Source organism: Rhodococcus sp. SBT000017 (assembly GCF_003688915.1).
GTDB lineage: Bacteria > Actinomycetota > Actinomycetes > Mycobacteriales > Mycobacteriaceae > Rhodococcoides.
The window spans coordinates 143,776-156,305 of the sequence record NZ_REFU01000002.1 but is presented as its reverse complement, the minus strand read 5'-3'; the positions used below and the strand labels follow the sequence as shown (position 1 = coordinate 156,305).

General features: G+C 57.2%; 8 protein-coding genes and 2 pseudogenes. 5 read left to right on the top strand and 5 right to left on the bottom strand.

Going from position 1 to position 12,530, the window contains the following annotated elements; all coding sequences use genetic code 11:
• Positions 1–9 precede the first annotated feature (9 nt).
• The gene (locus AYK61_RS21910; RefSeq protein WP_121873092.1) at positions 10–2,373 is read right to left on the bottom strand and encodes a DEAD/DEAH box helicase; all 2,364 of its coding nucleotides are present in this window, start codon (positions 2,371–2,373) and stop codon (positions 10–12) included.
• 621 nt (positions 2,374–2,994) lie between these two features.
• Here AYK61_RS21910 and AYK61_RS28030 point away from each other — a divergent pair.
• The 5 genes from AYK61_RS28030 to AYK61_RS27095 all read left to right on the top strand — a co-directional run bounded on the left by AYK61_RS28030 (position 2,995) and on the right by AYK61_RS27095 (position 9,061).
• Complete coding sequence (locus tag AYK61_RS28030) at positions 2,995–3,816, top strand: ATP-binding protein (protein WP_259468223.1); 822 nt, start codon at positions 2,995–2,997, stop codon at positions 3,814–3,816.
• Between the two features lie 150 nt (positions 3,817–3,966).
• Positions 3,967–4,128 carry a hypothetical protein gene (locus AYK61_RS28025; protein ID WP_259468222.1) on the top strand — a complete coding sequence of 54 codons (162 nt, stop codon included), beginning with the start codon at positions 3,967–3,969 and terminating at the stop codon, positions 4,126–4,128.
• 159 nt (positions 4,129–4,287) lie between these two features.
• A complete protein-coding gene (locus AYK61_RS28020; RefSeq protein WP_259468221.1) occupies positions 4,288–5,445 on the top strand; it encodes a hypothetical protein in 1,158 nt (385 codons plus the stop codon).
• A 1,001-nt stretch (positions 5,446–6,446) separates the two neighbouring features.
• Entirely contained in the window at positions 6,447–8,090 is a 1,644-nt protein-coding gene (locus AYK61_RS21895) for a class I SAM-dependent DNA methyltransferase (protein WP_121873091.1), read from the top strand.
• 2 nt (positions 8,091–8,092) lie between these two features.
• A complete protein-coding gene (locus AYK61_RS27095) occupies positions 8,093–9,061 on the top strand; it encodes a hypothetical protein (RefSeq protein ID WP_147458380.1) in 969 nt (322 codons plus the stop codon).
• A gap of 128 nt (positions 9,062–9,189) precedes the next feature.
• On the opposite strand, the gene AYK61_RS28325 is transcribed toward AYK61_RS27095, so the two are convergent.
• From AYK61_RS28325 to AYK61_RS21885, 4 genes and pseudogenes are all read right to left on the bottom strand, one after another.
• Positions 9,190–9,915 carry a hypothetical protein gene (locus AYK61_RS28325; RefSeq protein WP_147458379.1) on the bottom strand — a complete coding sequence of 242 codons (726 nt, stop codon included), beginning with the start codon at positions 9,913–9,915 and terminating at the stop codon, positions 9,190–9,192.
• 264 nt (positions 9,916–10,179) lie between these two features.
• Positions 10,180–10,299 (bottom strand): annotated as a pseudogene (locus AYK61_RS28320) (hypothetical protein); the annotation flags it as partial.
• A gap of 80 nt (positions 10,300–10,379) precedes the next feature.
• Positions 10,380–10,622, bottom strand: a pseudogene (locus AYK61_RS28315) (AIPR family protein); the annotation flags it as partial.
• A 1,094-nt stretch (positions 10,623–11,716) separates the two neighbouring features.
• Positions 11,717–12,433, bottom strand: a complete 717-nt coding sequence (locus AYK61_RS21885) for a histidine kinase dimerization/phosphoacceptor domain-containing protein (protein ID WP_259468220.1) — start codon at positions 12,431–12,433, stop codon at positions 11,717–11,719.
• Between the last annotated feature and the right edge of the window lie 97 nt (positions 12,434–12,530).

The following is a 12,530-nucleotide window of genomic DNA, read 5'->3' as shown; positions in this document are numbered from 1 at the left end:
CCTTCGTGCTTACTTCGCATCCTGAGGGAAGCGAGCTGAGGGTACTTTTCGCGGATCAGGAAAGCCCATGTCCAGGTATCCGGGAGCTCGTTTGTTCAGAGAGGACGCCAGCACCGGGGTCAGGGCGTCGTGGTAGTCGTGGACCGTTGCGGTGGTCTTGCCCGGGTGGGATCGAACCACTCGACCCACATACTGAACGAGGCGGCCTTTGAACGAGATCGGCGCAGCGAGGAAGAGCGTGTCGAAGGCGGGAATATCGAACCCTTCGCCGATGAACGACCCGATTGCAACCGCCAGCATCGGGATTCCTGTCGATTGCTGCTCTGTGAGCTCTTGCACAGCCGCCTTCCTGGCCTTCGCGCCCATTCCTCCACGAAGTACCGTCACGCTATGTCCCCGCTCAGCGAGCGCGGAGACCAGGCGTTCGAGATGCGTTGTCCACGTTGTGAGCACAAGAATATTGCTACCCTCCTGACTTGCGGCGCTTACGTCGTCGGCGATGAGGGCAAGGCGCGCCTCGTCGGCCACCAAATCTCGATAGATTTCCGCCATGCCGCCTGGACGTGAGGGGTCGGCATCACCCGAGTACTCGTAGGTCGTCGAGTGAACAACAAGTTTGCGCTCGGGAGGCGGTGCGTCCGCTGATCCCTCGGTCAACTCGCCTGGTCGGCCAGATTCGACGCTATGGATCGTCGACCCGATTTGGTGAAAGATCAGGTCGTCGAGACCATCTCGACGGTAGGGCGTCGCGGTAAGCCCCAGCCAGTATTTCGACGGAATTTGATTCAGAACAGTTGAGAATGCGGTCCCAGGGACGTGGTGACATTCATCGACAACCACGAAGCCGTAGGGCGATGTCAACGCCTCGACATCGTCTCGACGCGCCAACGTGGGCAGCAAGCCCACGTCGATCGATCCTGTCAGCTTCTTCCTGCCACCACCGATCTGGCCCGCCTTGACTCCGAGGTACTTCTCGATTCGTTCACGCCATTGGTCGGCGAGTGCCTTCCGGTCGACGAGTACGAGAGTGGACGTCGACCGCTTCGCAATTGCTGCGCAGGCGATCACTGTCTTGCCCGCACCTGGTTGCGCGACGATGACGCAGTGGTCGACGCTCATCGCGGCATTCAGGGCCTGGATCTGCTCGGATCGGAGTTCGCCGTCGAACGCGAACGTCATTGCAGCGCCGACTTCGCGGGTATCGGTTACCTGCAGTCTGCTTCCAACTGACTTGATCATTTCGGTGAGCAGCGAGATGAGCCCGCGCGGCAGGATGAGGTCGCCGTCCACAGTTTCGTCGAAGCTTTCCAGGAATCGTGGGGTGTTCCAGGTGCTGAGCCGTCGACGTTGCCGGTCGTAGAATTCGGGATTCTGAATCGACGATGCGTGCTTGATGCTCGAGATCATGGCGGGACCGAGGTCGTCGGCTGTCAGTTGCAGTCGTGCGCGTAGCGTCGCCCGGATCACGATGGCCGGTTGAGGGACGATCTTCGACGATGTTGGAAGGGCAACTCTCCGGACGGATCTGCCCACCTCTGCCTTAGGTAGGGCGGCGAGTGCGCGGCGCACTTCGTTGGTGGACAGACGGTGAACTGTAGACAGCAGCGCCCACTGGTCCTCGAACGGTTCGAGCGTTGCGGGATCGAGAAATACGGTGGTGCCGTGAATTCTTTTGCGCCCGTTCAGCGGTGCCGCAATGAGGTTGCCAAGCCCCCGTCCGAGATGAGTGTCTTGGGAGGGGAACAACCGGTCGTACGAGTCGAGACTCATGCTGTTGCGCAGCGCCGATGCTTCGCGAATTAGCCCCGTTCCCATCTCACGAGCGAGCGCACTCGGGACCTGATCGGCGAAGAATATCCAAGCGTGAGCACCTCTCCCGGATTGAGAAACCTCGAGCGCTGCTGGAATACCTTGTTTGCGCGCGGCTTTGACGTAACTCAGCGCATCCAACATTGCCGAGTCCTTGTCGAAATCCGCTGCAAGCCAACGGCAACTATCATCCTTTGTGAGCGCGTACAGGCCGATGTGTAGGTCGCCCCGCAAATGTCGTTCGAGAACGTCGTCTGTCAGTGGGAGATATGAAGCGTTGTCGGGATTCATCCCCTTGTGCCAGCGTCCCTCGATGGCAGGCATCCAGCCGGAGCGGCCGTCCTTGATGTTCTGCCATCGAATCGCATGTACGTCGCTGCGGGCGATGAACAGCGATCGGTAGAGACGAAGCTTGTCGATCGGCCGGGACGCCATCGTGACGGTTCCGATGGATGCTTGGTCACCCGCAGGCAGAGGTGCGTCACCTTCTTTCAGTCGGAGTAGCGCGCGGAGCCGAGCGGCCTCTGCACGTAGCTCGTCCACCTCGCCCGGGTACCTCTCCATGCTCGCTATTGTGGCCGAGAATGGGGCGGTCGGAGCGTTGCTGACCATCCGACAGGCGAGTCGTGTGCTGGCCCTGCAGCAACTTCTGCGGAACTGCGGGCTTACATGTACGACTACTTGTAACCGACTTACAACCAACTTGCAACGATGCATTTTGCTTTCAAGTATGTGGATTCAAGGCAATGCGCGAGTCTGGCGCAGACAGACTGTCCGCAGGCCAGGTTCTGCGTGATCTGGTCGAGAACGGTGTCGCGGTGAGGCAGGGAGGACGGCGATACGCGAGATACGTTCTGGATCCGTCGGTGACGAGGCCGCCGGCGGAGACCAAGGTCGGCTCCGGGCGACGCGAATCCGTGAAGGGGCCGATCGCGCAGATGGGTGAGGCAGGAGCACTCGAACTGGCCGAACGTGCCGGCATTAGCCGGGGAGCGGTGGTCAAGCAACTCAATGCGCTCATCGCACGAGGCAGCACGCGCCGACGGTTTGCCGAGAAGCCCCAAACGCCGCTATGTCTGGCTAGGGCACTCGAACGGTTGAGTCACGGCGATCTCTCTGCGAACTGTCGGTCCCATATGGAACTGTGGGGTCTGGTTAGCCATCAGAACGAACAGGGGAGTGCCGGTGACCGTTGCCGACAATGCTGTCGACAGGCCACTCGTCGACGTGGTGATCGACGCCATCGACGCGGACAATGACCTGTCCGATGAGGTCAAGTACTACGTGTTGGCAGCACTCGAAGGGCCGACGTCACTGCAAGACCTGCTCGACGGCGTCTCGACTCCTCACGTCCCCGAGTCATCGGCCGACAGAACTGTCGAAGAGCCAGTCGGCGCATTCCTGACGTCCGTCGGTGTTGCAGGCTTCCGCGGTATCGGCCCGAAGGCAAGGCTCGAACTGCACCCTGCTCCCGGCATCACAGTCGTCAGTGGACGTAACGGCTCGGGTAAGTCGAGCTTCGCCGAGGCCCTCGAATTCGCGGTGACCGGCGAGAGCTACCGATGGAAGAACAAGGCCTCACTCTGGGCCGACAGCTGGCGCAATCTGCATCACGGCAATCCGTGTGAAGTCCGTGTAGGTCTCACTGTCGAAGGATCCGAGCCCACGGTCGTCGGCGTCGACTGGACCGCCGATGCCGAGCTCAAGAGCTGCACGACATGGACGCAGGTCGGAAAGCAGAAGCGCAGTACGGGTACCGACGCGCTCGGCTGGAAGACTGCTGTTGAGCTGCACCGACCGATTCTGTCGTATGATGAGCTCGGAAAGGCTCTTCGACTCCGTGCCTTCGGCCCTGCACGATGCGATCGCGAAACTTCTCGGACTCGACGAGATCACGGCAGCCGAGAAGCTACTGGCGGACACGCTGAAGGGCATGAAGGGGCCGCGTCAGCGGGCTTCGGACAGCCTGCGTCAGCTGAAAGCCAGTCTGGTCGAGTCGACCGATGATCGCGCGAAACCTGCTGCAGCACCAATCAGGAAAAAGTTGCCGATCTCGATGCCGTGTTGGCGTTGGCCACCGGCACCGACGCCTCTGCGTCACCCGCGTTGAGTGGACTCAAGAAGATCTCCGCACTCACTGCGCCTACTCAGCAGAGGGTGAATGAGGTTGTTGAGGATCTTCGTGCGGCGACGGCGGAGACTGCGGATTCGGCCAGTGAAGCGCTGTCCGTTGTGGAACAGCGCTACGATCTGCTCGACGCCGCTCTGCGTCTGCACGGCGAGACGGGGACGATCGAGTGTCCGGTCTGCGAGGCGTAAACTCTCGATGACGCGTGGGCGGAGCATTCGCGGGCGCAGCTGGCGGATCAGAGCGAGAAGCTCCTAGCGTACAAGGCAAGTCGACGTCGGCTCGAGCAGGCGCAACGTGCGGCGTCCGAACTTCTCGACGACATCGCCGACGCGGTGGAGGTCGATGGGGTGGATCTGCCGTCGCTGCAGGCATATCAGGCTGCAGTAGCCGCATCCCGGACGAAGCCTGAGCATCCCTCGGAACTCGTGAATCATGTCGCGACGACGCTTCCCACGGTGATCGAGCAGGCGGAGGCACTGCGCAGCGAAGCAGCAGCCGCCGTCACCCAGCTAGAGGACACGTGGGCACCGCTGGCGGGGAGTCTGGCATCGTGGGCGAATCTGGAGACCGAGGCACGCGGTGTCGACGAGACGGTCAAGAATGTCGAGGCGGCCAAGAAGTGGATCGCCTCGCACACACAGGACCTACGGGATCAGCGTCTGGCTCCCATTGCCGAGCAGGCTCGGACGATCTGGGCAGAACTGCGGCAGGAAAGCAACGTCGACCTCGGGGCCATCAATCTGCTGGGCGTCAACACCAGTCGACGGGTCGAGCTGACCGGGTCTGTGGATGGTGTCGAATCCCCGGCGCTGTCGGTGATGAGTCAGGGTGAGCTACACGCGTTGGCGTTGGCGTTGTTCATTCCGAGAGCGACCACGCCGGACAGTCCGTTCCGCTTCGTCGTGTTGGACGACCCGATTCAGGCCATGGATCCGGCGAAGATCGACGGCTTCATCAAGGTGCTGTCGAGCTTGGCGACAACTCGTCAGGTCATCGTGTTCTCGCACGACGACCGATTGGCCACGGCGATAAGGCAGCTCGCGGTCGATGCTCGGCTGGTCGAGGTGACGCGCGAATACGGTTCGCGGATCAGCGTTGCCGAGACGTTGAACCAGGCGACGCGGTACGTCCAGGATGTGCGGGCTCTGGTGCTGGACGAGAACGTCCCCGACTACGTCAAGCGTCGCGTTGCGCCCGGGTTGTTCCGGTTGGCGTTGGAATCTGCTGCGCAGCAGGTGTTCTACGCGAAGCAGCACCGGGCGGGGGAGAGTCGACTGCAGACCGAGGAGCGGTGGTCAGCGGTGCTCAAGACTCGCAACAAGATTGCGCTGGCCGTGCACCAGGATGCCGATCAAGACGTGTCGCAGTGGCTGGGATTTCGCACCGAACGATTCCCGACGCTGCATATCGCGAACGCCGGCAGTCACAAAGGCGCGGATCGACCGATCACTTGGGAAGTGGTCACTGATCTCAAGAAGATGGTCGACGGGATCCTCGCCGAATGACTACGACAACGTCGCCGGCAGTGGCGCTCCGAAGCGCCGAGCTGCTGCTGGACGGAAGTCATGGCGCTGCAGGCGGATCGGCGCGCCTGGCTGCGTTCCTTGCTCGCCAGGCGTTGGAGGAGCTGGTAGTCGAGCGTTGCGTGGCGTTGGGCGTAGACATCGAGCGGCCGAGCATGCGATCGCGGTTGGTGATTCTTCGGTCACTCGATACGGCCGAGAACGCGGACGCTGCAGCGATGGCATGGAACCGATTAAGCAACGCATGCAACAACATGCTTTTGAACTTGCGCCGACCGTGGACGAGGTGCGGTATTTTAGCGGCAGGGTGACAGTTCTGTTGGATGGCAAATGACCATGCCGTCGATGGGAAGCGGTGTCTCAGCGTCCTGTACTCCGCTATGGATGCTGCGCGCAATATGGCCTGACGGTGCGAGCTCATGGTGACTCACCCCAAGGGGGGCAATCCTAGAAGCCATTTCCAGTTCAAGATGGTGTTGCGCTCCTGAGCGTCGCTGACTTCGGATCGTACTGGGTGTTAGAATGCGCCTGCTCACCCGCAGGGCTCCCCGTGTGCAGCTCTTCGGCCGTTCGCTGGGCCGCAAAGAACGTCGCAGCGAGACAGCAATCGCATCCAGGTCGGGACCGGTGACCGCGGCCGAGCGTACGAAACGCCCAAGTACATCCTCGGATCCTGTTCGATACCCGATTGATGGACTCGACCGCCTGGATGACCTCCTTCAAGACACGTCGCCGTAACCTCGTCCATTGGTTGTCAACCAGATGGACGGCTATTGGGACGGAAAGTACGTTAGGCACCGCATCAAGAGGTCGCAGACGATCAGCAACGAATCTGGCTCGGACGGCTAAACCCCTCATCGAGACGAGCGTCGCAAAATCAGGCGTACCCTACGCTGTAGCTGAGTCCACAGGGTGCACGTACACATTGAAACTTCCCACTCGACTAGCGTGGTAGGGGTCATCGAAAGAGCTATGGAGATCTCATGAGTACCGCTAGCCCCTCCGGCAACGAAACGCTTTTCAGTAAAGACGGCCCAGGCCGGACGCTGTCAGGCCCCGAGCATCAGCAAGTTCGGTTGCCAGCGATCGAAAAGCTAGTGACGCTGGGCTGGAAACGCGAGCAACTACAGTGGAAGCCCGAGTGGCGCGTTCCCAAGTCTCCACATGACGCGGCTAAGAGGGAGACGAGTAGTTCATTCAGTGGGTGGCCGGTGGATCTTGTCTTGTTTCAAGACGAGGATCATATTGGTTCGTGGGAGTACGTTCTCGTTGTGTTTGAGTTCAAGGCTCCAAACCTTATGGAGGGTGTTTCTCAGCTTGAAATATATCTGAATCGAGAACCAAGAGCCCGGATGGGGTATTGGACAAATGGAACCGAGGACATTCGAGTGTACCGTCTTGCAGACGGTACATTCAAGCACCTTAGGAACCACGGTCTTCCACAGCCGGGTGAGAATTTCTCCAAGCCGTCTGAGAAACCGCTAACGTATGGTGACCTCAAGCCAGCTGAGATCAATGTCCTGAAGTCGGTCTTCTACAGGCTCCTGAACGTGATCGTTGCACGAGACAGCGTGTCCACGCGATCGGAAGCACGGCTGAATGAGATCTGCAACCTGCTGCTGATAAAAATGGAATCAGACACCATTGGTCAAGATGAACCTGACAGACCTCTCGACTTTCAGCTTTCAGCAACTGAACACGCTACAGCAGCTAATCTTGATCAGCAGTTCAAAAAATTGAGGAGCAGGCGTCCTCAGATTTTCGCAGACACAATGGAGGAAAGTATCCGTCTTGATGATCATTCGATTCATCAAGCGGTCTACGAGCTGTCGGGTCTAGACTTGTTGACAGTGCGGCCGGAGGCGCTTTCTGCAGCATTTCAAATCTTCCGCACCGCCAATTTGAAAGCGGGAGAGGGACAGTACTACACCCCGAGTCGCGTTATTGAAGCCGCAGTTTCGATTATGGACATTAGGGTGTCAGACCGTGTAATCGACCCGGCTTGTGGCACTGGAGGATTTCTTTCCGAAGCCTACTTGCAACTTCTCGAACGTGCAGGACGCTCGCAAGGACCAAATGCGCTAGCAAATGCGAGAACTTGGGCTCATCGCAATTTGTATGGAATCGACCGCGATCAGATTAATGTCAAGCTGACCCGCGCGATTCTCATGGGGCTGGGTGACGGGTCGGTGAATGTCATTTCGGGCGACTCTATACGAGAGGATAGGTGGGAAAAAGACTATCCCAAACTGGGGGTCGCTATGGATAACGCGCAGTTCTCGGTCGTAATCACCAACCCGCCCTTTGGTCAAAATCTGAAAGTAAGCAAGAGTGATTCAGCTCGAAACAAGTATACAATCGCACGCAAGGGTGGAAGCGAAACCGATCCATATCATGATGTTGAGATTGGGCTAGTATTCATCGAACGCGCCTTCCGGCTGCTCGAGAAGGGCGGCCGACTGGGAATCGTACTCCCTGAGACATATTTCTTCTCATCGTCATATTCATGGTTCCCGAAGTGGCTCGATTGTAGATTCATTCTTCGAGGTGTGGTTAATATACCGATGGAGGCCTTTCAGGGGTTCTGTCGTGCGAAAACTAACTTCTACATTTTTGAGAAGGTCTGATCATGTCTCACACCCCGGAATGGTTCACGAATGGGAAAGTCTTTGTTTCCTATGCTCCAACAGTTGGAATAAATAAGGATGGGGATACCCTCTACGATATCGATGCTGAGACTGGAACGCGAACTAATAAAGTAAACGATCTCGTCCGACGCGACATCGCGGCTTTGCTGGACGGGGAGACGACGGACACTTCCCGATGGGTGGAGAGTCAGTCAATCGCCGAGCCCTACATCGGTGTCCCGGTGTATTTCGACAACCGTCCCGACTTTGACCTTGAAAATTTGCTTAAGTGCGAAGACATGCAAGGATTCGAATCAATTTCACTTGGTGACCTAATTGATCGCGGATCTGTTATCGCCCGACAGGGTCATGGTTCTCCCTCTGCAGATATGCGTACTGGAACTGTTCCTTACATCAAAGTTTCGGATCTGCGTGCCGGACAGGTTAATATTAATCCTACAAATCGAGTTACAGAGGTGGTGGCGAAGAAATACTGGCGCGGCGGGTCCTCTGGTCTGGCACCATTCGACCTACTCACCCCAATCAGAACCAGCAAAAATATCGGAGACTTTGCAGTATTGATGCCCGGTCAAGAGCATCTAGTTCTGACCAAGGAAATACTTGTACTTCACGCTTCCGATTCCGCGGAGTTTGACAATTTCTACTTGCTCTGGGCAATGTCGCTTAAAGCGGTGCGCCGTCAATGGGATCGCATAATATTTATGCAGACTAATCGTGAAGATGTGGGTACGCGATATAGAGAGATTCGTGTTCCAATTGCTCCTGATGCGCGAACCGCGTATGAGTACTCAGCACCAATGCGGGCATATTATGAGGGTATGCACAAACTTAGGGATGAGCTCCTAACGTATCTCACAAATGACGAGCGCCACCATATTTTTATGTCGTCTAACGAATCCGTGATCGAAGAAGTTCTGGACTTGCCTGAACTTCGACTCGACGACCATTAATCTTCTGCTGAGATGACCGTTGCAGCGCGGCGGTTCATTCAGGGTTCTACATTTGTGCGGTCGTGCAGAAATGAAACCGAATCCTCGAATATCGAGTTTCCCCGCCCGATCAATAAGATGTTGGCAAATCAATCTGATGACTTCGAGAGATCCGACCATATTGCACTTGCCAGCTCTGCGAGCGTCTCGCCTCCGAGGACTGACCACTGCTTTGGTCCCTGCACCGCAACCCATGAGTCATCCCAGCCTGCCATGGACCAAATCTTAGTTGTTAATCCCGACGGGGAATAGTCTTCGCCGTCATACTTCCATGTTAGCGGACGAGAGGTTCCGCCGTTCCAGGTGGCAAGTCCCCGTGAGGCATCCTGTGAGATCCAGCGGCTAATAGCTTTGCGCTCGGTTTCGCTCGTTATGTTGTAGGCGAGGGGAGTGCCGGTTTTAAGAATTTTGGCATCAAGAAGTAGTTTGACCGCGGTTGGACGCCTCTTGCCAGTAGTTTTGGTCGGCTTTCGGAACTCGTCGATATTGACTGGCTTAGCGGGCTCTTTTGCCAATCCAATTTTTACCAAATCGACGAGCCTGAGTGCTCGATCTGTGCTTGCGAAAGTGCTTGAAACAAAAGAGGTGAGGCCAAATTCTTCGTTTAGGCTGTGAATTAAAATCCAGACAATTGACGTAACCGTTTGTGGAATCTGGGCTAGCTTAGCGGACCAGTCCAGATCGGGGTCATCGATCTCATTAGTATCGAGAAACTGGAAAACAAGATGCAGTATAAGCAAGTCGCCGTGGTCAATTATGGCGGAAGCTCGACCCACTAGACCGTCGCGAATCGAGTGCAACTCGGCCGCAGTCATGCGCATAGCTTGTACCGAACGCCAAATTTGAAATGCAGTTGGTGAGTTGCCAAACAAGACTGTATACGCGCCACCGCTTCCTTTCTCCCAAAGCAAATCGGAATTTTGTTTGGCATTTATTGCCCAGATTGGATTGGGATGCGCGCACGCGAGGGCGATGGCCGCGTGAACAACGGAGCATCCGAGTTCTGGTGGAGGGTCCATTTCGCCCCGTTTGAAGGTATATGACTTCTGCAACGAGAGCTCGAATTCCTCCCTAATCCTTTCCTGAGTCGAGTCAATGGCGATAAAATCTCTTTGTTCCATATGGTTCTGCGTGTTTGTGGCTTCAGTGATCTGCGCCGCGAAATCTTTTTCAGCCTCCTGAAGGCCGTAACTCTCACCGTTGCGTACGCGTCTGTAAGAGTGGTCTCGGTATTTTTGGTCGCGAGGTCGGTAGAGGCTACCGTTTGTGCCCCATTTACAATGCTGGCATCACGCATATGAATCTTCACGGGTTCGCCAGCCGCTCTCTTTTTGAAGAATTCTTTATTTACTTCTTGGCATATTATGGTGATTCCGTTGTTGAAATACCAGAAATTTTCGGGCGATTCGTTTAAGGTGTCGACTATCCTTTTGTTTACGGTGGTGAGGCCGAGTGATTTGCGAACATTCTTAGCGAATAGTTTGTCTCCGAAGGTTTGGTGCCAGTTTGCGACTTCGTCCATCGAAACGAGTCCGTAGTAAGCTTCGTATGGCGTGTCTCGGTAGTGCCAGCCTGAGTCCATGGTGGCAGTGATAGAGATGGGCTGAGGCGCAATGTCGGCACGTACTTGTGCGTGAAAGTCTGTTCCTTTGAGGATTTGATGAGAGACGCTTCTTCCGAAGACATTAAAGTCGTTGGCCGCGTCGATAAGAACCTCTTCCACGTCAGTGTGAAGTTCATTCTCCCCCATAATGGCGACGACTAATTTTACCATGCAGTTGGGATCGCTCAGTATTGATTTAACCTTGGGTGCAAGCGTTTGAAATTTTGAGTTGAAGCGGTCGAAGTCTTGTTCGTCAAGTTTCTTGAAACCACGCACAAGCTTGTTCGCAGCTGCGGTATCAAAACCTGCCTCGCCTTTGTTGCTCCATTTGGCTTGTATAAGCCAGATTACCGGTGCAGTATCTGAAGTGCCCACCGCATCAATCCCGTAGTCGTCGCGGCCATCGATGACGCATATTGCTGCTTCGTCCGACGTACAGTTCGTCAGCATTCGGGTAGATAGAGCGGAAAGTGCGCGGGTGAGAAATGCGGAATCGTCTGCGTTCTGTCTGGTCGGTGAAAGATCGCTCAGGTCGATTCTTCCGTAAAATTCCGTTACAAGTGCATCTTTGACATGGCGGACTTGTGCTGGCATCGAAGGTTTGGAGTCGGGCATAGGTTCAGGCTAGCGAGCATGACTTGAACGTAGGAGTCGACACACCGGCTGCTGCCTCATACGGTTTTCCATGGGTTTGCCCCGACAAATAGTCTTGATCGCGGTGAGACCAATGCTGAGCAGGTCGATCCGGCATTTTTACTGCCGCCAGTGATCACTGTCGCCAGCACACGGTTGCGCCGACGGTCTGGGCACCGATCATCCGCGACAGCGACCATGTCGTCTCACTCGCACAGGTCGCGATGGCGACCGCGATGAGTTCACCAGATTGGAAATGCCCTCGACACTCTGCCGGCCCCCGTCCGAGTCATTGACCGATCCATGCAGCATGCCGATGATGCGCTTGAGCTCATCGAGCGCATCGTGCGCGGTCTGCCGAATCAACTAGGCCGTCTGGGCTACCTTCTAGGCCCCTCGGTGCTGTCGACCTGCATTCCGCCCGCGAACAACGAGATGCGACTGAGGCTGGCAGCGAGGGTGTCGTGCATGTCGCGGGCGATGCGGGCACGTTCCGCGTTGAGAAGCATCTCCTCACGAAGTGCGTTGGACTCCACCGTCACCTTGTCTCGCGTGACCACAGCCTCCGTCAGGTCGGATCGTGTGCGGTGCAGCATTGCTCCACCCAGGACCAACCCGACGAGCACTGCCGCGACGACCCACGGAATCCACGCTGGGACGTCCCATTCCACCGGCATGGACCCGTCCTCGGCCTTCGTCGAGCCGAGGGTCAGTACGGAGTAGTACCGACTGCGATGCGCGTCGTACGTCAACGACACCCCGCACGCGACGTATACCGCGACGGCAGCCATCACGAGCGGCTTGGTTCGTGCGAACGCACCGACGGCAAACAGGGCAATCAACGCTGCCGTCGCATCGGTCGCGAAGAACAGCGGCCCGGCCAGCGCCAGTCCCAGCACCACCCATGGCCGTTCGTGTCGCCAGATCAAGGCGACGCCGGCGATCAGGTTGAGCGTGACTCCGATGCCCAGGTTCCACCCCGGCGTTTCGGACGATCCCGCCAACCCGGCGGTCATGAGCGAGCAGAACAGGCTGAAGGCCACCGCCGCCGTGGTCCAGGCTTTGCGGCGAAGGGTGCCTGTTCGGTGGGTGCTCACGAACTGCAGCGTACGGGCGAGCACCGACACGGCGGATCGCCCGATCGGCCCGCATCACTGTCCTAATGCGACCGAAAGGAGGAGGCACACCGACCGG